Here is a 26,329-nt window from a genome sequence, read left to right on the forward strand (position 1 = left end):
CTATCCGCAAGCCATGGACTGCATCGACAAGCGCGGCTAATTTGCGGCGATTGCACTGACTCGCTCGCCGGCCGGGATCGGCGGGACAACGGAGGACGACAGCCATGACCACGTCACGCCGCATCCTGCTCGCTGGAATGGCGGGGCTTGCCGTCGCTCCCACCGCTGTCGCGGCTGCACCCGCGCCGGTGCCCGACGACGCGACGGTGGCCGAAGAACGCTTTGCGCGCATGATCGCCGCCGCGCATGCGCCCGACGTCACCTGCGCCCGCCATGCGGAACGCTACGCAGACATGCATTGGCCTGACTACGTCACGGCCGCCAGAGCGGTGATCGACGCGCGCGCGTAATTTGTTTCCTTCTCCCCTTGTGGGAGAAGGTGGCGCGAAGCGCCGGATGAGGGGTGTGTCTCGGCACATTCGAATGCGAGTTGGATTCGTGGACGGAGACCCCTCACCCGTCTCGCCGCCATCGCGGCGAGCCACCCTCTCCCACAAGGGGAGAGGGGAAGGAGCATCTCATCTCTCCACCGCCCGCCGCACCTGCTCGCCGATCTGCGACAGCGCGAGCTGCGCCTGCGGCAGGATCGCGCCCATGGCGTGGAAATTGTGAACCATGCCGTCGTGGCAGACATGCTCGACGGCGACGCCGGCGGCGAGCAGCTTGCGGGCATAGGCATTGCCCTCGTCGCGCATCGGGTCGTATTCGGCGGTGTGGATGATCGCGGTCGGCAGGCCGGAGAGCCTGGTTGCACGCAAGGGAGACACGCGGGGGTCGGCCGTGTCGATGTCTTCAGGCAGATAGTCGGACAGATCGGCCTCGATCGTGACGCGGTCGATCAGATGGCCCTCGGCGAAGGCCTCGCGTGAGGGCGAAATTTCCTCGAAATCAAGCACCGGGCAGATCAGGCATTGCGCGGCAATGGCAAGGCCCGCCGTCTGTGCCGCTTCCTGGCACACGATCGCCGCGAGCGTTGCGCCGGCGGAATCGCCGCCGACCACCAGGCGGTCTGCGTCGATGCCGAGCGACGCGGCCTCGCGCGCAACCCATTCGGTGGCGGTGATCGCGTCCTCGACCGCGGCCGGAAAAGGATGCTCCGGTGCGAGGCGGTAGTCGACCGAGACGAGGCGGCAGCCGGTGGCGTGCGCCAGCGCTGCCGCGATGCGGTCATGCGTGGCAATGCCGCCGGCGACGAGGCCGCCGCCGTGAAAGAACACGAAGCCCGGCGCAAGCGCGTCGGCATTGGCGGGTGTGTAGAGGCGATAGGGCAATTCGCCGGCGCGGCCGGGCAGCGTGCCATCGTGCGTCGTCACGTCAGGCGCATCGGCGCGCGCGAATTGCATCAGCTTGGCCAGCGATTGCCGCCGCGCCTCCACGCTCGGGCGGCTTCTCGCCTGCGGCGCAGCCGCGGCCATCATGGTCAACAAGCGCTTTGCGAGCGGATCGAGCGGCATCTTCCTTCTCCCCTTGTGGGAGAAGGTGGCATAGGCGGCCTTCGGCCGCCGTTCCTAAGAACGCCGAGGCGAAGCCTCGGCTATGGCGCCGGATGAGGGGTATCTCTCCGCAAACGCGCACGCGGACAGATACCCCTCACCCGTCTCGCCGCTACGCGGCGAGCCACCCTCTCCCACAAGGGGAGAGGGTAACTCACCTGGTCGCGGCAGCAAATCGTTTAGAAATTGGGACAATAGTGCCCGGATATGTCCAACGGGAGGCCTGATATGGCCGAGATCAAGAAGCCGATCGAATATTCGCCGAGCTGGACCTTCTTCGAGGGCAAATGGCACGACGGCAACGTGCCGATCATGGGGCCGCGCACGCATGCGGCCTGGCTCGGCTCGGTAGTGTTCGACGGTGCGCGCGCCTTCGAGGGCGTCGCGCCCGATCTCGACCGTCACGTCGCCCGCGCCAATCAATCCGCGATCAATTTCGGCCTGAAGCCGGTGGTCGATACCGGCACCTGGCTCGGGCTTGCGACCGAAGGCATTGCGCGCTTTGCGGCCAATGCCGAGCTCTATGTCCGTCCGATGTACTGGGCGCAGAACGGCTCGGGCGGCGGCGTGCTGTTCGACCCCGAGACCACCAATTGGTGCCTGTGCATCTACGAGGCGCCGATGCCGAAGCCGGTCGGAAATGCGATCACGCTGTCGCCGTTCCGCAGGCCCACGGCCGAATGCGCGCCGGTCGAGGCCAAGGCGGCCTGCCTCTATCCGAACAATTCGCGCGCGCTCGCCGAAGCCGCGTTGCGCGGTTTCCAGAACGCGCTGATGCTCGACATGCTCGGCAACGTCGCCGAATTCGGCAATTCCAACGTGTTCATGGCCAGGGACGGCGTGGTCTATACGCCGGTGCCGAACGGCACCTTCCTCAACGGCATCACGCGCCAGCGCGTCATCAGCCTGCTGCGCGGCGACGGCGTCAACGTGGTCGAGAAGACGTTGCGCTATGCCGATTTCCTGGCCGCCGACGAGATCTTCTCCACCGGCAATTTCGCCAAGGTCGCCCCGGTGATCCGCATCGATGAGCGCGAGCTCAAGCCGGGGCCGTTCTACACCAAGGCGCGGAAGCTCTATTGGGACTTTGCCCATGCGGTGAAGCTGGCGGCTTGATCGAGCTGGTTTCGCGAATTCCGTCATTGCGAGGGTAGCGAAGCAATCCAGGAATCTTTCCGCGGCGGCAGTCTGGATTGCTACGCTCGCAATGACGAACTCGTCGAGCGTGCAGCCGCTTTTCACGAGCCTCGTCGTTGAAACCGGCTGAACTGAAACGCCTGCGTCGAATCCCACGGCGTATGATGCATCTCGCTGCGCGTCTCGATCAGCGCGAACTCCGCCCCGAGCTCTGCTGCAAGGCTGGCGCCGTCATGGCGCTGCACCGGCAGGCCGCTGCATTTCTCCGGGCCGTCGGGTGCGAATGTCGCGATGATGACATGGCCGCCGGGGGCGACCGCGGACCGCAGGCGCTCGACGTAAGCCGCCCTGTCGCGGGGGTCGGTCAGAAAGTGAAACGCCGCGCGATCGTGCCAGACCCCATAGGCCTTTGCAGGCCGCCATGTCGTGGCGTCGGCGACGATCCAGTCGACCGTCGCGGCGGCGCTGCCGATCCGCGTCCTGGCGGCGTCGAGTGCGTTGGCCGAGAGGTCCAGCACGGAGACGTCGCGATATCCGTCCTGCAACAGGGCATCGACCAGGCGCGAAGCACCGCCGCCGATGTCGATGATGGCGGAATGGCGATCGGGATTGGCCGCTCGGATCATCGCGAGCGAGGTCGAGGGGCTATTCTGAAACCAGCTGACCTCGTCCTCGCCCTTGGTGGCGTAGACCCTGTCCCAATGAGAGCTGCGGTCGGACATGTCGTATCCTCCGGCTCATTCGGCTGCCGGGGGGGAAGAAAGACCTATTCTTCCTTCTTCGACATCCGCTCCAGGCGATCCTGCATTTCCTTCATCTGCTGGCGCAGATCGTCGATGTTGCTTTCCGCCGGCGCCGCGGCATTGGCATCGGGCTCCGCCTCCGCCGTGCCCGAACGGGGCGGCTGGGCGAAGGGCTTGAACATCGAGAAGGTCTGCTGGAACAGCTCCATGTTCCGGCGGACCTGTTCTTCCAAGGGAGCAAAAGGAGTGCCGGACAGGGTGTTGGCGATCTGCTTGCGGAACTTCTCTTGCTCCTGGGTCAGGGTCGCGATCGACTGTTCCAGATATTTCGGCACCACCATCTGCATGCTGTCGCCGTAGAAGCGGATGAGCTGGCGCAGGAAGGTGGTCGGGAGCAGGTTCTGGCCGGCCTTGTTCTCTTGCTCGAAGATGATCTGGGCGAGCACGGAACGGGTGATGTCGTCGCCGGTCTTGGCGTCATAGACCAGGAAATCCTCGCCATCCTTGACCATCGCGGCGAGGTCTTCCAACGTCACGTAGGTGCTCGTTCCGGTGTTGTAGAGCCGGCGGTTCGCGTATTTTTTGATGGTCGTGGGTTGGTCTGATTTCGCCATGGGCTCTCACTTGCAAACGCGGAGAACGGGAACCCGGCGGGCCATACCGCAGGGCGGGAAGAGTACGCAACGCAACAAAATAAGCATTTTCAAAGGGCTTACGCTACCGTTTTGTGCGGCACGGTTAATCCCGGAGCAAAATCTTGCTTGCGAAAGCGCCAAGAACGCTATTTTGAATGCGCTGCGGCATGAATTCGGTCGCCGGCCGATTGACATGCCTCAACGACGTTAACAGGATGGCTGACGAGACTGGCGAGCCGTTTTCTCAAAGCCCCGCCTGCCCCCTTTCAAGAAACCCAAGCCTCAGGAGATGCCCATGTCAGACGATGTCGTCATCGTCAGCGCCGCCCGCACCCCGGTCGGAAGCTTCAACGGAGCGTTCGCGACCCTTCCCGCCCACGATCTCGGCGCCATCGCCATCAAGGCCGCGCTGGAGCGCGGTGGCATCGAGCCCGGCCGGGTCTCGGAAGTCATCATGGGTCAGATCCTGACCGCCGCCCAGGGCCAGAACCCGGCCCGTCAGGCCTCGATCGCCGCCGGCATCCCGGTGGAGAGCCCGGCCTGGGGCGTGAACCAGCTTTGCGGCTCCGGCCTGCGCACGGTCGCGCTCGGCTATCAGGCGCTGCTCAACGGCGATTCCGAAATCGTGGTCGCCGGCGGCCAGGAATCCATGAGCATGGCCCCGCACGCCCAATATCTGCGTGGCGGCGTCAAGATGGGCGCGGTCGAGTTCGTCGACACCATGATCAAGGACGGCCTGTGGGATGCCTTCAACGGCTACCACATGGGCAACACCGCCGAGAACGTCGCACGGCAGTGGCAGATCACCCGCGCCCAGCAGGACGAGTTCGCGGTCGCCTCGCAGCAGAAGGCAGAAGCGGCGCAGAAGGCCGGCAAGTTCAACGACGAGATCGTCCCCGTCACCATCAAGACCCGCAAGGGCGACATCGTCGTCGGCGCCGACGAATATCCGCGTCACGGTGCAACGCTCGACGGGATGGCCAAGCTCAAGCCCGCCTTCGAGAAGGATGGCACGGTCACCGCGGGTTCGGCATCCGGCATCAATGACGGCGCTGCCGCCGTGGTGCTGATGACCGCCAAGCAGGCGGCCAAGGAAGGCAAGAAGCCGCTCGCGCGGATCGTGTCCTGGGCGCAGGCCGGCGTCGATCCGAAGATCATGGGCTCGGGCCCGATCCCGGCCTCGCGCGCCGCGCTGAAGAAGGCCGGCTGGAACGTCGGCGATCTCGACCTGATCGAGGCCAACGAAGCCTTCGCGGCGCAGGCTTGCGCCGTCAACAAGGACCTCGGCTGGGATACCGCCAAGGTCAACGTCAACGGCGGCGCGATCGCGATCGGTCATCCCGTCGGCGCGTCCGGCGCGCGCGTGCTGGTGACCCTGCTGCACGAGATGCAGAAGCGCGATTCGAAGAAGGGCCTTGCCACGCTGTGCATCGGCGGCGGCATGGGTATCGCGATGTGTCTGGCGCGCGACTGAAGGTAACTGACGCGTAGCTGACGTTCAGTTGCGCGTGCGCTGCACACGTCGATGAGTGCGTTGCACGCGATTAAAAAGGCAGCGGTTGCAAATCAAATATTCTTCGCAACCGCGCAAGCCTCGACTAAATACAAACGCCCGGCTCAACGCCGGGCGTTTTGTTCTTGATGTCCGTCAAACCAACCGCATAATCCAACGTTAAAAACAATCACTCCAGAAACGTCCGACGAGTCCAAGGAAGAGTCCAAGGGAAGGAATACGATATGGCACGTGTTGCATTGGTGACGGGTGGTACGCGGGGCATCGGTGCTGCGATCAGCAAGGCGCTGAAGGCGGCCGGCTACAAGGTTGCGGCGAGCTATGCCGGCAACGACGCGGCCGCGGAGAAGTTCAAGGGCGAGACCGGCATTGCCGTCTACAAATGGGACGTCAGCAGCTTCGAGGCCTGCGCCGAAGGCGTGAAGAAGGTCGAGGCCGATCTCGGGCCGATCGAGGTGCTCGTCAACAATGCCGGCATCACCCGCGACACCGCCTTCCACAAGATGACGCTCGAGCAATGGAACGCCGTCATCAACACCAATCTCGGTTCGCTGTTCAACATGACGCGCCAGGTGATCGAGGGCATGCGCGCGCGCAAGTTCGGACGCATCATCTCGATCTCCTCGATCAACGGCCAGAAGGGGCAGTTCGGCCAGGTCAACTATTCCGCGGCGAAGGCCGGCGACATCGGCTTCACCAAGGCGCTCGCGCTGGAGAATGCCAAGGGCGGCATCACCGTGAACGCGATCTGCCCCGGCTACATCAACACCGAAATGGTGCAGGCGGTGCCGAAGGACGTGCTGGAGAAGAACGTGATCCCGCAGATCCCGGCCAACCGGCTCGGCGAGCCCGAGGAGATCGCGCGCGCGGTCGTGTTCCTGGCGGCCGACGAATCCGGTTTCATCACCGGCTCGACGCTGACGGTCAACGGCGGCCAGTACATGGTGTGATGCGCAGGCATCAGGTGCGATCATAAGCCGATGCCTCGTCGTGCCCGGGCTTGTCCCGGGCATCCACGGCTTTAAAACAACCGTCTCCCACGGAAGAGCGTGGATGGCCGGGACAAGCCCGGTCATGACGGAAATTGGCCAATGACTCCCCGTAGCGCCACGCTGATCGGTTTGACCGCGATCCTGATGTGGTCGCTGCTCTCGGTGATGACGGTGGCGACCGGAACGATTCCGGCGTTCCAACTCGCGGCGATGACGTTTGCGATCGGCGGCCTCGTCGGCCTGCTGACCTGGATCGGCCGCGGCGATGCCGCGAAGAGCCTGCGCCAGCCGCTCGTCGTCTGGGTGGTCGGCGTCGGCGGCCTGTTCGGCTATCACGCGCTGTATTTCCTCGCGCTCCGCTTCGCCCCGCCGGCTGAAGCCGGTCTTCTGAACTACATGTGGCCGCTGCTGATCGTGCTGTTCTCGTCGTTCCTTCCGGGCGAGCGGCTCGCCCTGCATCACATCATCGGCGCGGTGCTCGGGCTCGTCGGCACCGTGCTGCTGTTCGCCGGCAACACCAGCGGCTTCGCGCCGGGGGCCGTGCCGGGATTGATCGCGGCCTTCATCGCTGCGTTCGTCTGGGCGGCCTATTCGGTGCTGTCACGCCGCCTGAAGGCAGTGCCGACCGACGCCGTCGCGGGCTTCTGTCTGGCCACTTCGGCGCTGGCCGCGCTGATGCATGGCCTGGTCGAAACCACGGTGTGGCCGGAGACGGGCTTGCAATGGCTCGCGGTGATTGCGCTCGGCATCGGCCCCGTCGGCGCTGCGTTCTACGCCTGGGACATCGGCATGAAGCGCGGTGATATCCGCGTGCTCGGCGCCGCCTCCTACGCGACGCCGCTGCTCTCGACCGGCTTCCTCATCGCCGCCGGTTTCGCCAAGGCCAGCGCCAACATCGCCCTTGCCGCGATCCTGATCGCCGGCGGCGGCCTGATCGCGGCCAAGGACATGGTGTTGAGGAAGCGGTAATCAAAGCGCCGGCTGCCAGCCCGGCGGTCGATACATCGCCTCGGGAATCTGTCCGAGCTCGGAGCGTTGCAGGCGCTGGGGTGTCAGGCCGTAGAACTCCTGGAAGCTGAGGATCAGCGGCCGCCATTTGTCGGGATCGATGCGGTTGGGGACGCCCTCCATCATGATGTCAGGATGGGCGTGCACACGCGTGATGCGGACCTCGATGGCTACGAGGTTGCCGCGCCAGACCGCATCGTCTTGCGCCATCTCGTGCACATGCGCGAGCTTTGCCTCCATCTGCACCGGACATTCCACCGCACGGGGCGCACGGACCGTTTCGCCCGGCAGCGCGGTCAGGCCGCTGAGACCGAACTTGTCCTTCTCGTGCCGATAGCCGCGATAGAGCTTTCCCGGCGGAACGGGATTCGAGCCCGTGGTGCGGGCGAGGCGATCGACCGCGGCGACGAGATCCGCCGACGGCAGATTGAGTACGCATTCGCCACTGCGGATCACGTTCTCGGTCGTCTTGGAATTGTGGGCGAGCCCGAGCATGCAGCGCCATCCCACCCACCACGCCGAGGACATCGGTGCGAGATTGTGCGAGCCGTCGTCGTTGCTCGATCCGATCAGGACGACGGGCGTCCCGAAATAGAGAATTGCCGGGTCGATCTGAATCGCAGGGGAATCGAATGTACCGTGCATGCCGCGCTCCTGTTCGTTGCGAGCGCCGTCCTACGATGCACGATGGATCGAACCCACCCGATTCCGGACTTGGGGCCCAGGACTCGGGGCCCAGGACTCGCGGCCTACGGCTCCCAGCCCTTCGGCGCCAGCTCGAACCTCGCGAATTCGAACGCTGGCGCGACGGTGCAGCCGACCAGGGTCCATTCGCCTGATGTCTCCGCCATCTGCCAGGCATTCGCCGGCACGATGGCCTGCGGCCGCTCGCCGCCGGCGAGATCGATGCCGAGCCGCACCTCGTGCTGGGAGCAGCCGTCATGGGCGATGCGCAGCATCAAGGGGCTGCCGGCGTAGTAGTGCCACGTCTCGACAGCATCGACGCGATGCCAGTGCGAGCGTTCGCCGCGGGCGAGCAGGAAGTAGATCAGGGTCGAACGCGATCGCCCGTTGGCGTCGGTGGCCTGGTCGCGAAACGTCTCGCGGTAATGGCCGCCCTCGGGGTGCGGCCGCAGTTCAAGGCGCGCGATGATCTCGGCTGCGGTCGGCATCGATCCCGTCAGGACTTTCTTCTGCAGGGTTTTGTTTTCAGGACGTGCTTCAGGATTTATTCTTGCGCTCGCGCAGCTCGCCGAACACCGCGGCGGGATCGGCGCCCTTCATGTGCAACTTGGCGGCGACCGATGGCTCGTCGGCGCGCAGGAACACGTTGGCGCGCTTCTCCTCGCCGAGCAGCGTGGGAATGGTCGGCTTGTTCTCGGCACGAAGCTTCGTCACCTCCGCCGCGCGCGCCTGGAGCGCCGCATTGTCCGGCTCGACGGTGAGCGCGAATTTGACGTTTGAGGCCGTGTATTCGTGGCCGCAATAGAGCTTGAAGTCGTCGGGCAGGGCGCGCAGCTTCAGAAGCGAATCCCACATCATCGGATAGGTGCCCTCGAACACACGTCCGCAGCCGATCGAGAACAGCGTGTCGGCGGCGAAGACCGCCTTCTCGGTGTCGAACACGTAGGAGATGTGGTCGAGCGTGTGGCCGGGGGTTTCGATGATTCGCGCCAGCAGATTGCCGATCTTGACCACGTCGGCATTGGCGACGCGCAGATCGACGTCCGCGATCTTCGTCCCCTTGTCGTGCGGCGCGACGACGCGGCAATTGTATTTCTGCTTGAGTTCGGCGACCCCGCCGACATGATCGCCATGATGATGGGTGACCAGGATGTCGGTAAGCTGCCAGCCCTCGCGGTCGAGCGCCTTCAGGATCGGGCCGGCCTCCGGCGCGTCGATCGACGCCGTCGCCCCGGTTTCGGGATCGTGGATCAGATAACCGAAATTGTCGTTTAAACAGCTGAAAGTACGAATTTCGGCGGCCATGTCATCTCCATCGCGCTCAACCCCGCCCGACAAATATGGCGTTAACGTTGCGCAGGCAATGCAATATTCCGCGCGCAGGCGGAGCCCGGCGCATGTTACATTGCGGTCATGACAATCGACGTCGTCGACCTCCGCGAGTTCTATTCCCGCCGCCTCGGGATCGTGGCGCGACAAATGATCAACCGCGGTATCCGGGAGCGCTGGCCGCGCGCGGAGGGCCAGCGCGTGCTCGGCCTCGGCTATCCCACGCCCTATCTGGGGTTGTTCCGCGAAGATGCCGAGCGCTGCCTTGCCTTCATGCCGGCGGCCCAGGGCGTGCTGAAATGGCCGACCGGGCGGCCGGCGCTGGCCTCGCTGGTCGACGAATTCTCGCTGCCGCTTCCGGACGCTGCTGTCGACCGCATCCTGCTGATCCACGCGCTGGAGATGTCGGACGATCCGGCCGCGCTGCTGCGTGAGGTGTGGCGGGTGCTGTCGCCCTCGGGCCGCGTGATCGCGGTGATCCCGAACCGGCGCGGGGTGTGGACCCGCACCGACAGCACGCCGTTCGGCCACGGCCGGCCCTATTCGCGCTCGCAGATCACCGATCTGCTGCGGCAGACCTGGTTCACGCCGACTGCCTGGGGCGAGGCGTTGTTCATGCCGCCCTATGCCGGCGGCTGGGTGCTGAAATCGGCGCAGATGTGGGAGCGCGCCGGCGCGGCGCTGTCGCTGCCCTTTGCAGGCGTGCACATCGTCGAGGCCACCAAGCAGGTCTATCGTGCGATCCCCGCCAAGCGCGAACGAGCGCGGCTCATTCCTTCGCTGGCGAAGCCGGTGCTGGTGCCGTCCTCGACGACGGTGACGCGCGGCTGAAAGCAAGCTGAAAACAAAACGTCCCGGCGCGAGGCCGGGACGATTGCAGTTCACGATATCGGAACGAGCTTACTCGCCGGGCGCGAGATCGTCGCTCGAGGCGGCTGCCGGAGCAGCCTCGCGCTCGGGGCGCGGGCCGTGCGGCCGGCGACGCCGGCGCGGAAAGCGTTCGCTGCCGCCAGCGCCGCCCTCGAAGCCGGGCTGAGCGCCATTGGCGCCGCCATTCACCTGCGGCTGCGCGCCAGTGATGAAGGAGGGCAGGCGGTCGACGCTGCCGGCCTCGGCGATGACGGGCTGCGGCTGGTTCGGCGGTTGCGGCTGATATTGCGGCTGCGGACGATGGTCGCGCTCGCGCTGCTCGCGCGGCTGCTGCTGGTCACGCTGATAGGGCTGCTGGCTGTCGCGCTGCTGGTGATCACGCTGATGATGCTCGCGCTGGCCGTCGCGGTCGCGCGCGAAGGGCTGCTGCTGTTGCGGCTGCGGGACGAAGCCGGGCTCCTGCCCGAAGTTCGAGAAATTCTCGCCGTCGTCCTCGCCGTCGTCGCTATGGCTGGTGACGGGCTCGTCACCGCGCGGCTGCTGGTTCTGGCGGAACTGCTCCTGAGCAGTCGCGATCAGGCGGAAATAATGCTCCGCATGCTGGTAGTAGTTCTCGGCTGCAACGGGGTCGCCGGAGGAGCGCGCGTCGCGCGCGAGCTGCAGATATTTCTCAGCGATGTGCGAGGCGGTGCCGCGGATCTTGATGTCGGGTCCGTTGGACTCGTAGACCCGGGTCATCGGGTTCTGGCTGCGCCGGTTGTTGTTATTGTTGTTATTGTTGTTGTTGCGGTTGCGCATCCGCTGCTTGTTCTGACCGTTTCTCATGTCCTGCCTTTAATTCCAGCCCTAAAGGTTGCACGCGTACTGATTGCTAGGAGTGACCTGGTGACAGCGGTTCACATCGCTCGCGCGCGCCGCGCGCAAGAGCGGGATCGATCCCTGCCGATGTTCGTCGACCGTCGCGCTCAACAAAGACGCGTTCCCCACCCGCCAGCACTGATCGCCAGCGAACCCATTCATTTTGCCTGCCGAAACAAGCCCAGCGTTGTTGCGTAAGTCTTCAAGCGCAATATCAGGCTTTCGTTCACTTTGCGGTCGGAGAGCAGCGCAGCTCCAATGGCCATCGCGCTTCACAGGACCTGCGGCTTGGAACCTTTAATCAGTAAAGCTCTCGCCCGAGAGCCCGGCTTTCGCCCGTAGGTCTACGGGGCCGGCACCGATCTGTTGAACGGAACGTAGTCGTTCCCAAGGGATATTCCAAGAGCTTTTTGCAAGCCAATCCGGCTTTTATGGGGGCATTTTTCGGGCCGAAACCGCCCGCGGGATGCCAGCCAGGTCGGCCTTGGGTGCCCTGTCCAGCGTCAACCCGGCGGCTGCCATCAAGGTTTCGATATTTCTCGCCTGGCCCTGGCCGGCCTCGACGATGAGCGCGCCGCCGCTTGCGAGACGCTCGCTCGCTTGCGGGATCAGGGCGCGGTAGGCGTCATATCCGTCGTTGCCGCCGTCGAGCGCCAGATGCGGATCGTGCTCGCGCACCTCGATGCTCAATGTCGGAATTTCGGCCGCAGGAATATAGGGCGGGTTCGACACGATGAGGTCGAACGGGCCGCGCAGCGCCGATGCATAGGAGCAGGCGACGAAAGCGGCGCGGCCGGCGAAGCCGAGAGCTGTCGCATTGTCCCGCGCCGTGTCGAGGGCGGACAGGCTGAGATCGGTGCCGACGCCGAAGGCATCGGGAATCTCGTGCAGCAGCGCGAGCAGGATTGCGCCCGAGCCGGTGCCGATGTCGGCGATGCGCGGCGGTCGTCCCGAGACCGTGAGCCCGCGAAAAATTTCGAGCGCCAGCTCGACGACGGTCTCGGTATCCGGCCGCGGCACCAAAGTCGCCTCGGACAGGCGGAACGGCATTCCCCAAAACTCCCGCGTGCCGAGAATGCGCGCCACCGGTTCGCCCGCGATCCGGCGCTGCGCATATTGCTCCAGGCGCGCGGTCTCTTCGGGCGTGAGGTGTCGCGTCGCCTGCGCCACCAGGCCGGTCAGATCGAGCTGCAGGGCAGCGCCGACGAGCAGGCGCGAATCGAGGCCGGGCTCCTCGATGCCTGCTGATTTCAGCCGCGCGGTGAGGGCGCGCCGCGCGCTCTCTATGCTGTGTCCGGGATCGAAGCCTGTCGTCAATGGAACCATCCTGCCGGCATCGTGGATAGATCGGCGGGCTTGCTTGCGTCAACGGAAACGAGCGCGTTTGATCGCGGCTCGCAAGCGTGGAGGCGACCCATGACGACCTATGACGATCAGAACGTCTTCGCAAAGATCCTGCGCGGCGAGATCCCCTGCTTCGAGGTCTTCAGGGACGACCGCAGCTTCGCCTTCCTCGACATCATGCCGCGCTCGCCCGGGCACACCCTGGTCATTCCCCGCGCGCCGGCGCGCGGCATCCTCGACATCACCGATGACGATCTCGCCGCGGTCGCGAGAACGGCCAAGCGGATTGCGATTGCGGCGATGAACGTGTTCGATGCCGAGGGCATCATCCTGCAGCAATTCAGCGAGCCGGCCAGCGGGCAGGTGGTCTTTCACCTGCACATGCACGTCATGCCGGTCAGATCAGGCGTCGAGCTCCTGCCGGCGCAGACGCGCAAGGAAGACATGGCCGTGCTTGCCGATCACGCCAGACGGATGGTAGCCGCGCTTGCCGGCTGATCAAACGCCGAGATAGCGCTGCAGCAATTCCGGCCGGGCCTTCAGCTCCTGCGCCGGCCCCTCGTGCACGATGTGGCCGTTGTTGATGATGTAGATCCGGCTCGCCAGCGCCAGCGTCGCCGCCAGATTCTGCTCGACCAGCACGATGGTCTGGCCGGCGGCCGCCAGCTCGCGGCAGGCCTTGACGAGATCGTGGACGATCACGGGCGCAAGGCCCTCGAACGGCTCGTCGAGCAGCACGATCTTGGGATCGCGCACCAGCGCCCGCGCGATCGCGAGCATCTGCTGCTCGCCGCCGGAGAGCTCGGTGCCGCGGTTGCTGCGACGCTCCTTGAGCCGCGGAAACATCTCGTAGATGCGGTCGAGCGGCCAGCGCTTGGGTGCCGTGATCCCGGCGAGCAGGATGTTCTCTTCCACCGACAGGCTGCCGAAGATCCGGCGCTCCTCGTGCACGAGCTGCATGCCTGCCTGCGCGATTTTGTGGCTCCTGCGTCCGGCGATGTCGATGCCGTCGAACTTCACGCTGCCGCTACGCGGCGTCACCACGCCCATCAGGCTCTTCAGCGTGGTGCTCTTGCCGGCGCCGTTGCGGCCGAGCAGCGCGACCACCTCGTGACGCTCGACGTGCATGGCGACGTCGAACAGGATGTGGGAATCCCCGTAATAGCTGTTCAGGCCGTTGACCTCGATCAGGCTCATGCGGCGATCTCCCCATGCACGCCGCCGAGATAGGCCTCCTGCACCGCTGCGTTGGTCTTGATCTCCTCGGGCGTTCCGGAGACCAGCACGCGGCCCTCCTGCAGCACGGTGACGCGCTCGACCAGCTCGAACAGGGAGTCCATGTCGTGGTCGATGATGATCATGGTGCGGCCGCGCGCGATCGACTTGAGCAACTTGACGGTCTCGATCCGCTCGCGCGGGCTCATGCCGGCGAGCGGCTCGTCGAGCAGCAGCAGGCGCGGTGAGGTCGCGAGCGCGAGCCCGATCTCCAGCCTGCGCTTCTCGCCATAGGCGAGCTCGGACACGGGCGTGTCGGCGCGGCGGGCCAGATTGACCAGTGCGAGCGTATGCTCGACCTGCTCGGTCAGGCCCTTGACGTCCGAGAGCTTGCGGAACAGGTCGAGCCGGAATTTCCCGCGCAGCTCGGCGAGCGCGGCGATCGTCAGGTTCTCGCGAACCGTGAGGCCGGTGAAGAGCTGGTTGACCTGATAGCTCTTGGTGAGGCCGAGCTGGCAAACCTCGGTGACCTTCAATCCCGTGATGTCGCGCCCCTCGAACCCGATCTGGCCCGAGGTCGGCGCAATCTCGCAGGTCAGCATCTTGAAGAAGGTCGATTTGCCGGCGCCGTTGGGCCCGATGATGCCGCGCAGCTCGCCTTGATTGACGCTGAAATCGATGTCGCTGTTGGCGACGAGGCCGCCATAACGCTTGGTGAGCCCGGTGGCCTTCAGGATCGGACCGGAATAAGCGGGATGCTCGACCTCCTTGGCCAGCATCGGCGCCGGTGCGGATTGCTGTGTCGCCTCGGCGTCCGCAGCTTCTTGCTCGGTCTCGGTCCGCTTACGCTTGCCGGAGGCAAGGCGATAGAGATCCGCAATCCCCCCGATGATGCCGCCGCGCAGGAAGCAGACCAGCACGACGAACACGACACCGAGCACCAGCTTCCACGCCGCCCCAAGGCCCAGCGCGGATTGGAGGAAATCCTGCAGGAACAGCCAGACGGTTGCGCCGACCAGCGGTCCGAACAGCGTGCCCCGGCCGCCGATCGCGGTCTGCATCACGAGCTGGCCGGACGTGTCGAAGGTGAACGCATCCGGCGGCATGAAGGCCTGGAGCACCCCGAGCAGGCCGCCGGCGAAGCCGGCATAGGCGGCGGCGATCACGAAGGCGGTCAGCTTGTAGCCGTGGATGTTGTGGCCGACGGCGGTGGCGCGCAGGGGATTGTCACGGATCGCGTTGAAGATGGCGCCGACCGGCGAGCGCACGATCCGGAGCGCGATGATGACGCCCACGAAATAGCACAGGGCGATGAACTGATAGAGCGACCAGCCATTGGTGAAATGGAGGGTCGTGAAGCCGAGATTGAAGCTCGGCGTCGGCACGCCCGGCAGGCCGTTCTCGCCGCCGGTGAAATCCGAGAGCGGATTGAACTCGACGAAGAAGAACACTTCCGCGATGGCCACGGTGATCATGGCGAAATAGATGCCGGTACGACGCAGCGCTATCAGTCCGATCAGGTAGCCGGTCGCGGCGGCCGCGATCATGCCGATGATCAGCGCGCCGAGCACGTTGCCGAAGCCGGCGCGGGTCAGCAGGTACGCCGCGACGAAGCCGCCGGTGCCATAGAACGCGGACTGGCCGAACGACAACAGCCCGGTGAAGCCGAACAGGATGTCGAAGCCGAGGCCGAACAGGCCCCAGACCAGGATACGGTTGACGGTGTTCGGTGCGAATCCGAGATGAGGCAGGACGAAGGGGGCTGCGATCAACCCGATGGCCGTCAGGGTCTCGATCAGAAACGGGCGTTGCTTGAGCATCAGCGGATCACTTATTCGCGGCCCTGCACGCCGAGCAGGCCATGCGGTCGCACCACGAGTACGAGCGTCATTGCCGCAAACAGCATCACATAGGCGTAGCCGGGGTTGAACATGGAGGTGACGCTAATGATCTCGCCGGCGATCAGGCCGCCGAGGATCGCGCCGGGGAAGGAGCCGACGCCGCCGATCACCACCACCACGAAGGTCTGGACCAGGATGTCGTCACCGATGCCCGGTGTCAGCGAGACCACCGGCGCGTTGACGATGCCGGCAAAGCCGGCGGCCGCCGCGCCGATGCCGAACACCACCATGAAGACGCGATAGACGTCGATGCCGAGCGAATCCACCATCACCGAATCCTCGATGCCGGCCCGCACGATCATGCCGAGCCGGGTCCGGTACAGGATGATGAACAGCGCGCCGAGCGCGATCGCGACGATGCCGACTACGGCGAGGCGGTAGGTCGGATAGAACATGAAGCCGAGATTGGTGATGCCCTGGAATATCGCCGGCGGCGGGACCAGCTGCGACTGGCTGGAGAAGATCAGCCGGATGATCTCGACGAAGCAGATGCCGAGCCCGAACGTCACGAGCAGCTGATCCTCGTGCGGGCGATGATAGAAATGGCGGATGATGAGACGTTCCATCGCGACGCCGAGCAGCATCACGAACAGGGAGCCGGCGATCACGGCAAGGATGAACGATTCCGTGTATTGGTAGGTCACGAAGCCGGCATAGCCGCCGATCATGAACATCGCGCCGTGGGCGAGGTTGAGCACGCCGAGCGTGCCGTAGATGATGGTCAGGCCGGAGCTGATCAGCGCGAGCAGCGCGCCGAGCGCGAGCCCGTTGAAAAGCTGCGAAACGAGATTGGGCCAACTAATCATGCAATGATCACGGTTGCGGCGTGCTCATGCGGCGCGCCAAAAAGGACGTGACGCCGCAGGAGCCGGAAGCGGCCTGCGGCGTCACGGGGATTGAGCGGGAGACTCAGCTGTAGTCGCCTGGATGGCAGCCGAACGCGTCCGGCTTCTGCATCAGGCTTTCGCCCGGTACGATCTCGACCACGTCGTACCAGTCCTCCTTGCCCTTCATGTCCTTCTGCTGCTTGCCCTTGACGATGATCACGGGGCGGACGCATTGATGGTCTTCGGGGCGGTAGTGCACGTCGCCGACGAGCGAGGGGATCGTCTCGCCCTTCTCATAGGCCTTGATCACGTCGGGCGGGTTGAAGCTGCCGGCCTGCTCGCACATGTGGGCCCAGTGCGCGAAGCTGACATAGGCGTTCTCCGCGCCCCATTCCGGCTTGTAGCCGTACTTCTTCTCGAAAGCCTCGTTGAACATCTTGGCCAGCGGAAACTTGTCCTCGATCGTCCACCAATAGTCGGTGGCGGCGTAGACGCCCTGCATCAGCCCGCCGGTCTCGCGCGCGATGAACGGCACCTGATAGGGGACCACCAGCTTCATCTTGTCGAGCACGCCGAACTGCTTGGCCTGCTGCGTCGACAGCACGGCGTCGTGGCCCCAGTTGACGTTGATCAGCACGTCGGCGCCGGAGTTGGCGACGTTCAGCAGATATGAGGAATAGTCGGGCGCGCCGAGCGGGGCGACTTGGTTGGTCACGGTGGTCCAGCCGGCGGTCGCGAGGAAGTCCTGCATCGACTTGGTGACGGTGTGACCGTAGGTGTAATCCGGCGTGAGATAAGCGGCCTTCTTGCCCTTGCCGAATTCCCTGACCATCACGGGGCCGATCGCCGCTGCGGCGGTCTGGCCGAAGAAGTTCTGGCGGAAGCCGTAGCGGACGCAGTCCTTGCCGGTCGTGTCGTTCGAGCCCGAGATGCCGCAGACGAACAGCACGTGCTCGCGCTGGGCCAGCTTGTTGAGCGCGACCGCGACCGCGCTCGACGTGCCGCCGGTGATCATGATCGCCTTGTTCTCGCTGATGAAGCGCTGTTGCGCCTGCACTGCCTCATTCGGCTTGGCCGCGGAATCCGCGACGCCGAACTTGAGTTCCTTGCCGAGCACGCCCTTGCTGGTCTTCGGCGAGATCTTCTTGATCAGCTCGTGGCCGCTGTTGATGTGCTCGATCGCGAGTTGATATCCCTTGAGCTCGTCTTCGCCCTGCACGGCATAGGTGCCGGTGCGCGGCACCGAGATTCCGATGAAGGCCGTGGAACCGGACACGCCGGCGGGATAGGAGCCGATGGGCTTGTCCTCGGCAAAGGCCGGCATCGCCGGCAGCACGGAGCCGCCGATGAGGCCTGCCGTGGTCTGGAGCAAGCCGCGGCGCGAGAGGCCGCGGCGGATGAGATCGTCAGTCATGATCGTTTCCTCCGATATCGTTCTTGTTTGCAGGCAAAACACGACTCGTCCGGCGGCAACCGACCTCCGAAGGTCTGCCAGCGCCGAGCACGTCACATCCGCGTGTAGCTCTTGGACCTAAACATTGCTTGTGAAGGCCTTCTGTCAATTTCGCCTTTGGTCGAACGACGAAAATTATCGCGTGAAAACATATCGGATCACGATATATATTATCCTTTGTGAGTACGAGGCTGGAGGGGTCGGCGGGAGAAATGGTGCGGCAGACGACAGTGGCAGGTGCCCGGAAGCGACGGCCCTGGCCGCAGCAGGCCGAGCGGAAAGAGGCCGCGTGGCCTGCCGGCGAGGCGGGCGACCAGCGCGCGTCACCGCAATCCAGCGATGCCTCGCGTGCGCCCGACCCGCGCAACCGGCCTGCGGGCGGACGTGGACCGGCCGTCGGCTCGGTTCAGGAGAAACGCGCTCCGGTACCGATGCGCAGGCTGAGCGTGCGTGCCCAGAACGTCCTCAAGGAGCTTGCGGTCGAACTCACCGGCGAGCAGCCGCCGAAGGGGAATTGGGCGCCCTCGCGAGAGCTGCTGCGCGCGCTGACGGCCGAGCGTCTCGCGACCGCGCGCAATTGCGGCCCCCACACCATGCGGGAGATCGCCGACTGGGCGCAGGGGTGCGGCGTCACCATCAAGCCGGTGATCCCGCCGGGTGGATCGCTGTCGCAGATGTGGGCGGAACTGATCGCCAGCGCGTCCGCAGGCAGCCTCACCACCGCCGAGATGGCCGGCGCGCTTCAACGATCGATCCGGCGGAAGAGCGTCCGCATCCCGATCGCGTTTCAGGTCATCCTGGCGAAGATCCTGCTCTCCAGCTTCGAATAGGCGACCGGATAGCTGTGCATCCGTGACACCGGCCGGTTGGTCCGGCCGTGGCCTCTTGCTACTTTAGACTATGCCGCCTGCGCCGCCGGGCGACATGGTCGAGGTTGCAATGGTTCAGGCGAAGAAGGCGCAGCGGTCCAAGGTCGAGACGTCGGGCAGACGCTCGGCCGGTGCCATGCGTGCTTCCGATTATGCGGCACTGGCACAGTTCCGCTATCAGATCCGGAGCTTTTTGGCATTCAGCGAGGCGGCGGCGGTCGAACAGGGACTGACCCCGACGCAGCACCAGGCGCTGCTCGGGATCAAGGGTTTCGTCCGTCCCGGACCCGCGACCGTTGGTGACGTGGCGCGGTTCCTGCTGGTCCGGCATCACTCTGCTGTCGAGCTGATCGACCGATTGGCCAAGCTCGGGCTGGTCAGCCGCGTCCCCGATCCCGATGACGCCAGGCGCGTCCATCTCAAGCTGACGAAGAAGGGCGAGCAGAAGCTTCAGGCGCTCTCTCGGAAGAATCTCGAGGAGCTCCGCCGCGCGGCGAGCCCCGCACTGAGCCGCCTGCTGAAATCGTTCGGAGAGGCCAGCGAGGTCTGAGCGCTGCGCCCGTCAGGCCGCCGCGCCTTGCGCGGCGAGCTGGGCGGCTTGGTGCTCGGTGGTCAGCGCGTCGGTCAGCTCGCCGAGCGCTTCGCCCGCGATCACCTGCGGCAGTTTGTAGAGCGTCAGGTTGATGCGGTGGTCGGTGACGCGGCCTTGCGGAAAATTGTAGGTGCGGATGCGCTCGGAGCGGTCGCCGGAGCCGACCTTCTCCTTGCGCTCGGCCGAGCGCGCGGCATCGACGCGCTGGCGCTCGGCGTCGTAGATGCGCGAGCGCAGGATGTTCATCGCCGAGGCGCGATTCTTGTGCTGCGAGCGCGAGTCCTGCATCATCACAACGATCCCGGTCGGGATATGGGTGATGCGGATCGCCGATTCGGTCTTGTTGACGTGCTGACCGCCGGCGCCTTGCGCGCGCATGGTCTCGATGCGCAGATCGTCGTTCTTGATCTCGACGTCGACCTCCTCGACCTCCGGCATCACGGCGACGGTGGCGGCGGAGGTGTGAATGCGCCCCTGCGTCTCGGTGTCGGGCACGCGCTGCACGCGGTGCACGCCGGATTCGAATTTCAGCTTGGAGAACGCGCCGCGGCCCTGCACCTCCGCGATGATTTCCTTGAAGCCGCCGACGGTGCCTTCGCTCGCGGAGATTACCTCGACCTTCCAGCCCTGTAAGGCGGCGAAGCGCTCGTACATCCGGAACAGGTCGCCGGCGAACAGCGAGGCCTCGTCGCCGCCGGTGCCGGCGCGGATTTCCAGCACCACGTTGCGGTCGTCCATCGCGTCCTTGGGCAGCAGCGCGACGCGGATTTTCTGGACCAGCTCCTCGATCTTCGGCGCCAGCTCGTCCCGCTCGGCTTCCGCCATGCCGCGCATCTCGGCATCGGTTGCGGGATCGGCGATCAGCGCCTCGGTGTCGGCGAGCTCCTTGACCGCAGAACGATAGGCCTTCACCGCTTCGATCAGCGGCGTGAGCTCGGCGAGCTCGCGCGTGATCTGCACGTAACGCTCGGAGGCGAGCTGGCCCAGCGATTCGGCCTCGAGAGAGGCGTGATGTGCCAGCAGCACGTCCAGTTTGGCTTCGGGGAGTGACGACATCGGTTCAGTCTCAAATGCGGAAAAGGGCGAGGCGGCGGCGAAGGGAGGGCCGGCCCGCTACAACGCCAGGCCTTCGGCCTCGGCAAATTCCGTCAGCTTCTGCCGGATCGAGACGCTGCCTGCGGGTGCGTCGAGGATCGGGCCGAGCATCGCCTCGGCTTTCTTGGCGTCGAGATCGATCACCATCGCCTTGACCGGGCCGAGCGCGGTCGCCGACAGCGACAGCGAGCGGTAGCCCAGCGCGATCAGCGCCAGCGCGCCGATCGGCTTGGACGCCATCTCGCCGCAGAGCGAGAGCGATTTCTTCGCCGCCTGGCACTTGCGCGAGATATCGCGCAGCGCGCGCAGGATCGGCGCCGACATGGTGTCGAAGCGTTCGGAGACTTTTGCGTTGCCGCGGTCGACCGCGAACAGGAACTGGAACAAATCGTTGGAGCCGACCGAGATGAAATCGACCTTCCGCAGGAGCTCGTCGAGCTGGTAGAGCAGCGCGGGCACCTCGACCATCGTGCCGATGTCGATTCGTTCGGGCAGCGTGTGGCCGTGCTGGCGCAGGTAGGTGAGCTCGCGCTCGACCAGCGCCTTGGCCGAATCGAACTCGCCGACTTCCGAGATCATCGGGAACATGATGCGCAGTGCGCGGCCGCCGCCGGCTCGCAGCAGCGCGCGGATCTGGCCGCGCAGCAGGCCGGGGCGATCCAGCCCGAGCCGGATCGCGCGCCAGCCGAGCGCGGGATTTTCCTCGATCACCGCCTCCATATAAGGCAGCGCCTTGTCGCCGCCGATGTCGAGGGTGCGGAAGGTGACGGGCTTAGTGCCGGCGGCATCCAGCACGGTGCGATAGAGCGCGAGCTGGTCGCTGGTGCGCGGCAGGCTCTGGCCCACCATGAATTGCAGTTCGGTGCGGAACAGGCCGATGCCGGCGCTGCCGGTGTCCTCGATATGCGGCAGGTCGATGGCGAGCCCTGCGTTGATCATCAGCTCGACCTTCTGGCCGTCCCTGGTGACACAGGGCCGGTCGCGCAGCGCCAGATATTGGGCCTGGCGGCGGGCGCGGAAGCGCACGCGCTCGGCGAAGGCCGCTTCGACCTCCTGCGAGGGGCGCACATAGATCGTGCCGGATGTGCCGTCGACGATGACGGCGTCGCCGGGATCGGCAATGCCCGGCGCGTTCGGGACTTCGCCGACGGCGGGAATGCCGAGCGCGCGCGCCACGATCGAGACATGGGAATTGGCGGTGCCTTCCTCCAATATGATGCCGCGCAGGCGCTTGCGGTCGTAGTCGAGCAGCGCCGCCGGCCCCATCGCGCGCGCGATGACGATGGCGTTGTCGGGCAGCTGCTCGCGCGAGGGCGCGTGGTCCTGGCCGACCAGCTGCCGCATCAGGCGATAGCCGAGATCTTCCAGATCGTGCAGGCGGTCGCGCAAGTAGGGATCGGTCGAGCGCAGCATGCGCGCGCGGGTGTCGGACTGCACGCGTTCGACGGCGGCTTCCGCGGTGAGGCCGGTGGCGACCGCCTCGTGCAGCTTGTGCGACCAGCCCTGGTCGTTGGCGAACATGCGGTAGGCTTCCAGCACCTCGCGATGCTCGCCGCCCTCGGCGACGTCGCCGCGCTCCAGCATGCGGTCGAGATCGGCGCGCAGCTTGGCGAGCGCAGTGTCGAGCCGCTTGATTTCCTTCGGCAGGTCCTCGGCGATGTAATCCTTGATGACGACGCGCGGCTCGTGCAGCACGACATGGCCGAGCGCGATGCCCTCCGACAGGATGGCGCCGACCTTCTGCGCGGAGTGCCGGGCGGCCGGCTCCTGGCCCGGCTGGGCCAGCGCGGACAATTCGCCGGAGGCGATCAGCTCGGCCAGCACCATCGCGGTGGTCTGCAGCGCCTCGAGCTCTTCCTCGACATAATTGCGCTTGGCGCGGTTCTGCACCACCAGCACGCCGAGCGTGTTGCCGGCGCGCAGGACCGGCACGCCGAGGAAGGAATGGTAGATTTCTTCGCCGGTCTCGGGACGGAACGAGAAGGCCGGATGGCTCTGTGCGTCGTTGAGATTGAGCGGGGTCGCCTCGCTGGCGACGAGGCCGACCAGGCCTTCATGAGCGGTCAGCACGGTATGGTGCACCGCCTCGCGGTTGAGGCCTTCGGTGGCGTAGAGCTCGAGCGTGTTGTCGATGCGCAGCACATAGACCGAGCACACCTCGGCCACCATGTTGGCGGCGATCAGCACCACGATCTTGTCCAGCCGCTCCTGGGCCGAGACCTGCTCCGCCATGGTTTCGCGGAGCCGTCTCAACAAGACGCGGGGACCTCCCGACGCGCTCCGCATGTCCCGTCAATCTCCTCCGTCTGCCCGGCCCGGCGGTATCGGCCGGCGGCTGGCCCAAAATTCCAGAAAAACAACCAATTTGTTTGTCCGGCGCAGGCACAAACCCAAAATCTACGCGAGATCTAGCGCTTGCACCGAATCAGCGCCGCCTGAACTGGGACACAGTCTGCGGCAGCCCACCCTGTTCGCCGTATAGCGAATTGAGGCTTGTTTTGCCAAGCAAAACGCCTGCCAAACGCGAAGGTGTGTACACCTTCGCGTTTGCTGCGACCGCTAAGAGAAAATTAGCCTAGACATGGACCGGAGTGCGAAGCGGGTGTCCGGAAAGACCATGCTCGAACGAGAGCCTTGAAGCGCGCGACGGTCGCGCTTCAGGCCTGATCGAGGCCGTAGAGCGTGTGCAGGGTGCGCACCGCAAGCTCGGTGTAAGCCGTGTCGATCAAAACCGAGAATTTGATCTCGGAGGTTGTAATGGCCCGGATGTTGATATTCCGTCCCGCGAGGGCCGAGAACGCCTGGGCGGCGACGCCGGCATGGCTGCGCATGCCGCTGCCGATCACCGAGATCTTGGCGACGTCGGTGGCGGTATCGAGCCTGGCATAACCGATCGTGCCCTTGGCGGCGGTAATCGTGTCCTTGGCGCGGGTATAATCGGCCGCCGGCACCGTGAAGGTGAGGTCGGTGGTCTTGCCGTCCTCGGACACGTTCTGGACGATCATGTCGACGTTGATGTTGGCATCGGCCAGCGGCCCGAAGATCGAGGCGGCAACGCCCGGCTTGTCCTCGATCTGGCGCACCGAGATCTGGGCCTCGTCCTTCGAAAAGGCGATGCCGGTGACGACGTGGTTTTCCATGATCTCCTCCTCGCCGCAGATCAGCGTGCCGGGCGGCTGGTTGGCATGCGGGTCGATGTCCTCGGGCTTGTCGAAACTCGAGCGGACGAAGATCGGCATGTTGTGGACCATGCCGAGTTCCACTGAACGGACCTGGAGCACCTTGGCGCCCTGGGAAGCCAGTTCCAGCATGTCTTCGAATGCGATCTTGTCGAGCCTCTTGGCCTTGGGCACGATTCGCGGGTCGGTGGTGTAGACGCCGTCGACGTCGGTATAGATGTCGCAGCGGTCGGCCTTCACGGCGGCCGCAACCGCCACGGCCGAGGTGTCCGAGCCGCCGCGGCCGAGCGTGGTGATGCGGTTGGTCTTGGGCTCGATGCCCTGGAAGCCGGCGATGACCGCGACTTCCTTGCGCTCCTGGAAGCGCTTGATGATCTCGCTGCCGTCGATGTCCTCGATCCGGGCCGAGGCATGGGCGTCGCTGGTCTTGATCGGGATCTGCCAGCCCTGCCAGGAGCGGGCCTGGATGCCCATGCCCTGGAGCGTGATGGCAAGCAGGCCGGACGTGACCTGCTCGCCGGAGGCGACGACGGCGTCATATTCGCGCGCGTCGTGCATCGGCGAGGCCTCGGTGCACCAGGCCACCAGCTCGTTGGTCTTGCCGGACATCGCCGAGACGACCACGGCCACTTCATGGCCGGCATCGACCTCACGCTTCACATGGCGTGCGACGTTGCGGATACGTTCGATGTTGGCGACGGATGTGCCGCCGAATTTCATCACGAGGCGGCTCATGACGACGCGTGCATTCCTTCAAAGGGATCAGTATGGTGACCCGCACCGGACAGGCCTCGCGGACACCGACCGCGCGTATACCTAGCGGCGGGGCCGGGGGCAAGCGGGTTCCTGCGGGGCCGGGTGCGGGCAATGGGTTAACCGAGGTCATGGCGCGTTACATCGACGAGATTCTCCAGCCCGGCGAGAAGGTGCTGTATTCGACCAATGCGCACTGGATCTTCTATTTTCCGGCGATCCTGGCCTGGATCGTGGCCCTGGGCCTGTTCGTGCTGTCGCGGCAGACCACGGTCGAAGGGCTTATGCTGCTGTGCCTCGCCGCCGCGGCGGTGGTCGCCCTCGCCGCCCTGTATTGGACCGTGAAGGGCTGGTTCCACCGCTTCACCACCGAGACCGACGTCACCAATCTCAGGGTCGTGCACAAGACCGGCTTCATCAAGCGCCGCACCTTCGAGATGGCGCTGGACAAGGTCGAGAGCGTCGACGTCGATCAGACCATCCTTGGACGTATTCTCAACTACGGCGACGTGACGATTCGCGGCGTCGGCGAGGGGATCGAGACGATCAAGACCATCGCCTCGCCGCTCGCTTTCCGTAGTTCGATCACCACGCGGTAGGACCGCGCGTAACCATGAGCATGCAGCAAAATACTTCCGAAACCACCAACCCGCAGCAGGGATCGACCGTCGATGCTGCCGAGATCGCGAAATTCTCAAGACTCTCGGCGGAGTGGTGGGACCCCAACGGCAAGATGGCGCCGCTGCACCGGATCAATCCGCTGCGGCTCGGCTATATCCGCGATGCCGCCTGCCGCAAATTCGAGCGCAACGTGCGCAGCCTCAACTGCCTCGGCGGCTTGCGCGTGCTCGACATCGGCTGCGGCGCCGGCTTGCTCTGCGAGCCGCTGTCGCGCCTCGGGGCGCAGGTCATCGGGGTCGATCCGTCCCAGAGCAACATCGCCGCCGCGAAGCTGCACGCCGACAAGGGCCATCTGGCGATCGACTACCGCTGCACTACGGTGGAGGAGATCGACCCGCGCGAGCGCTTCGACATCGTGCTGGCGATGGAAGTGGTCGAGCACGTCGTCGATGTCGGCGTCTTCCTGAAGCGCTGCGCCGCGATGCTGAAGCCGAACGGCCTCATGGTGGTCTCGACGCTGAACCGCAACTGGAAGAGTTTTGCGCTCGCCATCGTCGGCGCCGAATACGTCCTGCGCTGGCTGCCGCGCGGCACCCACGAATGGAACAAGTTCGTCACGCCGGACGAGCTGACCAAATATCTGCTCGACAACCGCCTCGTCATCACCGAGCAGACCGGCGTGGTCTACTCCCCCTTCGCCGACAAATGGGCGCTCTCGTCGGACATGGACGTGAACTACATGGTGGTGGCGGAAACGATGGTGTGAGGGCTTTCGTGAGTAAGACGCGAACTCGTGCCCCTTGGACGGTGTCGTCCCTGCGAAAGCAGAGACCCATAGCCCCAGGCCTATCGAGTTAGCCAAGGCAGGCGCCCCGAGCCTGTACCACGTCTACATCCTCGCCAGCCGCCATCACGGAACGCTCTACATCGGCATCACGAACTCGCTCCAGAAGCGCTTGGAGGAGCATCGAGCCGGCAAAGGCTCGGAATTCGTCAAGCGCTACGGGGTGTATCGGCTGGTCTACACCGAGGCGTACGAGCGTGTCGAAGAGGCGATCGCCCGCGAAAAGCAACTCAAGCGCTGGAAGCGCGACTGGAAGATCGAGCTGATCGAGCGGGATAATCCGGACTGGCGAGATCTGAGCGATTTGCTGGTGTGATGTGTAGGCCGCGCCAAACCCTCGGTGTCGTCCCTGCGAACGCAGGGACCCATACCGC

General features: G+C 65.2%; 27 protein-coding genes. 12 read left to right on the forward strand and 15 right to left on the reverse strand.

Annotation, left to right across the window (positions count from 1 at the left end; translation table 11 throughout):
- The first annotated feature begins 104 nt into the window (after nt 1-104).
- A complete protein-coding gene (locus tag QRQ56_RS15870) occupies nt 105-350 on the forward strand; it encodes a hypothetical protein (protein WP_438741351.1) in 246 nt (81 codons plus the stop codon).
- Between the two features lie 168 nt (nt 351-518).
- Here the strand turns inward: QRQ56_RS15870 and QRQ56_RS15875 are convergent, their stop codons facing one another.
- Complete coding sequence (locus tag QRQ56_RS15875; protein ID WP_438741353.1) at nt 519-1,454, reverse strand: alpha/beta hydrolase; 936 nt, start codon at nt 1,452-1,454, stop codon at nt 519-521.
- Between the two features lie 267 nt (nt 1,455-1,721).
- Here QRQ56_RS15875 and QRQ56_RS15880 point away from each other — a divergent pair, with 267 nt between their 5' ends.
- On the forward strand, nt 1,722-2,609 hold the full coding sequence (locus QRQ56_RS15880; RefSeq protein ID WP_438741355.1) for a branched-chain amino acid aminotransferase: 888 nt from the start codon (nt 1,722-1,724) through the stop codon (nt 2,607-2,609).
- Between the two features lie 122 nt (nt 2,610-2,731).
- Here QRQ56_RS15880 and QRQ56_RS15885 read toward each other — a convergent pair whose 3' ends face one another.
- Both QRQ56_RS15885 and phaR read right to left on the reverse strand, forming a co-directional pair.
- Nucleotides 2,732-3,352: a class I SAM-dependent methyltransferase gene (locus QRQ56_RS15885; RefSeq protein WP_438741356.1), complete on the reverse strand. Its 621-nt coding sequence runs from the start codon at nt 3,350-3,352 to the stop codon at nt 2,732-2,734.
- A 44-nt stretch (nt 3,353-3,396) separates the two neighbouring features.
- On the reverse strand, nt 3,397-3,987 hold the full coding sequence (gene phaR / locus QRQ56_RS15890; protein WP_438741358.1) for a polyhydroxyalkanoate synthesis repressor PhaR: 591 nt from the start codon (nt 3,985-3,987) through the stop codon (nt 3,397-3,399).
- A gap of 316 nt (nt 3,988-4,303) precedes the next feature.
- Between phaR and QRQ56_RS15895 the strand changes: the two genes are divergently transcribed.
- The 3 genes from QRQ56_RS15895 (at nt 4,304) to yddG (ending at nt 7,482) form a co-directional block, all read left to right on the forward strand.
- The gene (locus QRQ56_RS15895) at nt 4,304-5,482 is read left to right on the forward strand and encodes an acetyl-CoA C-acetyltransferase (protein ID WP_438741359.1); all 1,179 of its coding nucleotides are present in this window, start codon (nt 4,304-4,306) and stop codon (nt 5,480-5,482) included.
- Between the two features lie 263 nt (nt 5,483-5,745).
- On the forward strand, nt 5,746-6,471 hold the full coding sequence (phbB, locus tag QRQ56_RS15900; protein WP_438741361.1) for an acetoacetyl-CoA reductase: 726 nt from the start codon (nt 5,746-5,748) through the stop codon (nt 6,469-6,471).
- 141 nt (nt 6,472-6,612) lie between these two features.
- Nucleotides 6,613-7,482, forward strand: coding sequence for an aromatic amino acid exporter YddG (gene yddG, locus QRQ56_RS15905; protein ID WP_438741362.1), 870 nt, complete (start codon nt 6,613-6,615; stop codon nt 7,480-7,482).
- Here yddG and QRQ56_RS15910 read toward each other — a convergent pair whose 3' ends face one another.
- The 3 genes from QRQ56_RS15910 to gloB form a co-directional block, all read right to left on the reverse strand.
- On the reverse strand, nt 7,483-8,166 hold the full coding sequence (locus QRQ56_RS15910) for a flavin reductase family protein (RefSeq protein ID WP_438741364.1): 684 nt from the start codon (nt 8,164-8,166) through the stop codon (nt 7,483-7,485).
- A gap of 104 nt (nt 8,167-8,270) precedes the next feature.
- Entirely contained in the window at nt 8,271-8,693 is a 423-nt protein-coding gene (locus tag QRQ56_RS15915; protein WP_438741366.1) for a cupin domain-containing protein, read from the reverse strand.
- Nucleotides 8,694-8,742: 49 nt separating this feature from the next.
- Nucleotides 8,743-9,510, reverse strand: coding sequence for a hydroxyacylglutathione hydrolase (gene gloB / locus QRQ56_RS15920; protein WP_438741368.1), 768 nt, complete (start codon nt 9,508-9,510; stop codon nt 8,743-8,745).
- Between the two features lie 108 nt (nt 9,511-9,618).
- Here gloB and QRQ56_RS15925 point away from each other — a divergent pair, with 108 nt between their 5' ends.
- Complete coding sequence (locus QRQ56_RS15925) at nt 9,619-10,365, forward strand: methyltransferase domain-containing protein (protein WP_438741369.1); 747 nt, start codon at nt 9,619-9,621, stop codon at nt 10,363-10,365.
- Nucleotides 10,366-10,434: 69 nt separating this feature from the next.
- Here QRQ56_RS15925 and QRQ56_RS15930 read toward each other — a convergent pair whose 3' ends face one another.
- Together QRQ56_RS15930 and prmC are read right to left on the reverse strand one after the other, a co-directional pair.
- Complete coding sequence (locus tag QRQ56_RS15930) at nt 10,435-11,229, reverse strand: DUF4167 domain-containing protein (RefSeq protein ID WP_438741371.1); 795 nt, start codon at nt 11,227-11,229, stop codon at nt 10,435-10,437.
- Between the two features lie 462 nt (nt 11,230-11,691).
- Entirely contained in the window at nt 11,692-12,588 is an 897-nt protein-coding gene (gene prmC, locus QRQ56_RS15935; protein ID WP_438741372.1) for a peptide chain release factor N(5)-glutamine methyltransferase, read from the reverse strand.
- A gap of 90 nt (nt 12,589-12,678) precedes the next feature.
- Here prmC and QRQ56_RS15940 point away from each other — a divergent pair, with 90 nt between their 5' ends.
- On the forward strand, nt 12,679-13,104 hold the full coding sequence (locus QRQ56_RS15940; protein WP_438741374.1) for an HIT family protein: 426 nt from the start codon (nt 12,679-12,681) through the stop codon (nt 13,102-13,104).
- Here QRQ56_RS15940 and QRQ56_RS15945 read toward each other — a convergent pair whose 3' ends face one another.
- The 4 genes from QRQ56_RS15945 to QRQ56_RS15960 form a co-directional block, all read right to left on the reverse strand.
- Nucleotides 13,105-13,803, reverse strand: coding sequence for an ABC transporter ATP-binding protein (locus QRQ56_RS15945; RefSeq protein ID WP_438741376.1), 699 nt, complete (start codon nt 13,801-13,803; stop codon nt 13,105-13,107).
- The gene (locus tag QRQ56_RS15950; protein ID WP_438741377.1) at nt 13,800-15,641 is read right to left on the reverse strand and encodes a branched-chain amino acid ABC transporter ATP-binding protein/permease; all 1,842 of its coding nucleotides are present in this window, start codon (nt 15,639-15,641) and stop codon (nt 13,800-13,802) included. Before QRQ56_RS15950 ends, QRQ56_RS15945 begins: the two co-directional genes overlap by 4 nt.
- Before the next feature lie 11 nt (nt 15,642-15,652).
- Nucleotides 15,653-16,528 (reverse strand): branched-chain amino acid ABC transporter permease, encoded by an 876-nt coding sequence (locus tag QRQ56_RS15955; protein WP_438741379.1) that lies wholly within the window; start codon nt 16,526-16,528, stop codon nt 15,653-15,655.
- Between the two features lie 103 nt (nt 16,529-16,631).
- Nucleotides 16,632-17,963: a substrate-binding protein gene (locus QRQ56_RS15960; RefSeq protein WP_438741381.1), complete on the reverse strand. Its 1,332-nt coding sequence runs from the start codon at nt 17,961-17,963 to the stop codon at nt 16,632-16,634.
- Nucleotides 17,964-18,232: 269 nt separating this feature from the next.
- On the opposite strand from QRQ56_RS15960, the gene QRQ56_RS15965 reads away from it, so the two are divergent.
- Both QRQ56_RS15965 and QRQ56_RS15970 read left to right on the forward strand, forming a co-directional pair.
- On the forward strand, nt 18,233-18,832 hold the full coding sequence (locus QRQ56_RS15965; RefSeq protein WP_438741383.1) for a hypothetical protein: 600 nt from the start codon (nt 18,233-18,235) through the stop codon (nt 18,830-18,832).
- 109 nt (nt 18,833-18,941) lie between these two features.
- The gene (locus QRQ56_RS15970; RefSeq protein ID WP_438741384.1) at nt 18,942-19,421 is read left to right on the forward strand and encodes a MarR family winged helix-turn-helix transcriptional regulator; all 480 of its coding nucleotides are present in this window, start codon (nt 18,942-18,944) and stop codon (nt 19,419-19,421) included.
- Nucleotides 19,422-19,433: 12 nt separating this feature from the next.
- Here QRQ56_RS15970 and prfA read toward each other — a convergent pair whose 3' ends face one another.
- The 3 genes from prfA to QRQ56_RS15985 form a co-directional block, all read right to left on the reverse strand.
- A complete protein-coding gene (prfA, locus tag QRQ56_RS15975) occupies nt 19,434-20,519 on the reverse strand; it encodes a peptide chain release factor 1 (RefSeq protein ID WP_438741386.1) in 1,086 nt (361 codons plus the stop codon).
- A 57-nt stretch (nt 20,520-20,576) separates the two neighbouring features.
- On the reverse strand, nt 20,577-22,844 hold the full coding sequence (ptsP, locus tag QRQ56_RS15980; RefSeq protein WP_438741387.1) for a phosphoenolpyruvate--protein phosphotransferase: 2,268 nt from the start codon (nt 22,842-22,844) through the stop codon (nt 20,577-20,579).
- A 371-nt stretch (nt 22,845-23,215) separates the two neighbouring features.
- On the reverse strand, nt 23,216-24,472 hold the full coding sequence (locus tag QRQ56_RS15985) for an aspartate kinase (protein WP_438741390.1): 1,257 nt from the start codon (nt 24,470-24,472) through the stop codon (nt 23,216-23,218).
- A gap of 149 nt (nt 24,473-24,621) precedes the next feature.
- On the opposite strand from QRQ56_RS15985, the gene QRQ56_RS15990 reads away from it, so the two are divergent.
- From QRQ56_RS15990 to QRQ56_RS16000, 3 genes are all read left to right on the forward strand, one after another.
- Nucleotides 24,622-25,089, forward strand: a complete 468-nt coding sequence (locus QRQ56_RS15990; RefSeq protein WP_438741392.1) for a PH domain-containing protein — start codon at nt 24,622-24,624, stop codon at nt 25,087-25,089.
- A 14-nt stretch (nt 25,090-25,103) separates the two neighbouring features.
- Nucleotides 25,104-25,877 carry a bifunctional 2-polyprenyl-6-hydroxyphenol methylase/3-demethylubiquinol 3-O-methyltransferase UbiG gene (ubiG, locus tag QRQ56_RS15995; RefSeq protein ID WP_438741394.1) on the forward strand — a complete coding sequence of 258 codons (774 nt, stop codon included), beginning with the start codon at nt 25,104-25,106 and terminating at the stop codon, nt 25,875-25,877.
- A 112-nt stretch (nt 25,878-25,989) separates the two neighbouring features.
- Nucleotides 25,990-26,271: a GIY-YIG nuclease family protein gene (locus QRQ56_RS16000; protein ID WP_438741493.1), complete on the forward strand. Its 282-nt coding sequence runs from the start codon at nt 25,990-25,992 to the stop codon at nt 26,269-26,271.
- Nucleotides 26,272-26,329 lie beyond the last annotated feature (58 nt).

The sequence above is a fragment of the Bradyrhizobium sp. U531 genome (assembly GCF_051710265.1).
Classification (GTDB): Bacteria; Pseudomonadota; Alphaproteobacteria; order Rhizobiales; family Xanthobacteraceae; genus Bradyrhizobium.

Excerpts from the sequence above, each read along its gene's own strand:
- QRQ56_RS15870 (WP_438741351.1), top strand. The coding sequence starts at position 105 with ATGACCACGTCACGCCGCATCCTGCTCGCTGGAATGGCGGGGCTTGCC.
- QRQ56_RS15875 (WP_438741353.1), bottom strand. The coding sequence starts at position 1,454 with ATGCCGCTCGATCCGCTCGCAAAGCGCTTGTTGACCATGATGGCCGCG.
- QRQ56_RS15880 (WP_438741355.1), top strand. The coding sequence starts at position 1,722 with ATGGCCGAGATCAAGAAGCCGATCGAATATTCGCCGAGCTGGACCTTC.
- QRQ56_RS15885 (WP_438741356.1), bottom strand. The coding sequence starts at position 3,352 with ATGTCCGACCGCAGCTCTCATTGGGACAGGGTCTACGCCACCAAGGGC.
- phaR (WP_438741358.1), bottom strand. The coding sequence starts at position 3,987 with ATGGCGAAATCAGACCAACCCACGACCATCAAAAAATACGCGAACCGC.
- QRQ56_RS15895 (WP_438741359.1), top strand. The coding sequence starts at position 4,304 with ATGTCAGACGATGTCGTCATCGTCAGCGCCGCCCGCACCCCGGTCGGA.
- phbB (WP_438741361.1), top strand. The coding sequence starts at position 5,746 with ATGGCACGTGTTGCATTGGTGACGGGTGGTACGCGGGGCATCGGTGCT.
- yddG (WP_438741362.1), top strand. The coding sequence starts at position 6,613 with ATGACTCCCCGTAGCGCCACGCTGATCGGTTTGACCGCGATCCTGATG.
- QRQ56_RS15910 (WP_438741364.1), bottom strand. The coding sequence starts at position 8,166 with ATGCACGGTACATTCGATTCCCCTGCGATTCAGATCGACCCGGCAATT.
- QRQ56_RS15915 (WP_438741366.1), bottom strand. The coding sequence starts at position 8,693 with ATGCCGACCGCAGCCGAGATCATCGCGCGCCTTGAACTGCGGCCGCAC.
- gloB (WP_438741368.1), bottom strand. The coding sequence starts at position 9,510 with ATGGCCGCCGAAATTCGTACTTTCAGCTGTTTAAACGACAATTTCGGT.
- QRQ56_RS15925 (WP_438741369.1), top strand. The coding sequence starts at position 9,619 with ATGACAATCGACGTCGTCGACCTCCGCGAGTTCTATTCCCGCCGCCTC.
- QRQ56_RS15930 (WP_438741371.1), bottom strand. The coding sequence starts at position 11,229 with ATGAGAAACGGTCAGAACAAGCAGCGGATGCGCAACCGCAACAACAAC.
- prmC (WP_438741372.1), bottom strand. The coding sequence starts at position 12,588 with ATGGTTCCATTGACGACAGGCTTCGATCCCGGACACAGCATAGAGAGC.
- QRQ56_RS15940 (WP_438741374.1), top strand. The coding sequence starts at position 12,679 with ATGACGACCTATGACGATCAGAACGTCTTCGCAAAGATCCTGCGCGGC.
- QRQ56_RS15945 (WP_438741376.1), bottom strand. The coding sequence starts at position 13,803 with ATGAGCCTGATCGAGGTCAACGGCCTGAACAGCTATTACGGGGATTCC.
- QRQ56_RS15950 (WP_438741377.1), bottom strand. The coding sequence starts at position 15,641 with ATGCTCAAGCAACGCCCGTTTCTGATCGAGACCCTGACGGCCATCGGG.
- QRQ56_RS15955 (WP_438741379.1), bottom strand. The coding sequence starts at position 16,528 with ATGATTAGTTGGCCCAATCTCGTTTCGCAGCTTTTCAACGGGCTCGCG.
- QRQ56_RS15960 (WP_438741381.1), bottom strand. The coding sequence starts at position 17,963 with ATGACTGACGATCTCATCCGCCGCGGCCTCTCGCGCCGCGGCTTGCTC.
- QRQ56_RS15970 (WP_438741384.1), top strand. The coding sequence starts at position 18,942 with ATGGTTCAGGCGAAGAAGGCGCAGCGGTCCAAGGTCGAGACGTCGGGC.
- prfA (WP_438741386.1), bottom strand. The coding sequence starts at position 20,519 with ATGTCGTCACTCCCCGAAGCCAAACTGGACGTGCTGCTGGCACATCAC.
- ptsP (WP_438741387.1), bottom strand. The coding sequence starts at position 22,844 with ATGCGGAGCGCGTCGGGAGGTCCCCGCGTCTTGTTGAGACGGCTCCGC.
- QRQ56_RS15985 (WP_438741390.1), bottom strand. The coding sequence starts at position 24,472 with ATGAGCCGCCTCGTGATGAAATTCGGCGGCACATCCGTCGCCAACATC.
- QRQ56_RS15990 (WP_438741392.1), top strand. The coding sequence starts at position 24,622 with ATGGCGCGTTACATCGACGAGATTCTCCAGCCCGGCGAGAAGGTGCTG.
- ubiG (WP_438741394.1), top strand. The coding sequence starts at position 25,104 with ATGAGCATGCAGCAAAATACTTCCGAAACCACCAACCCGCAGCAGGGA.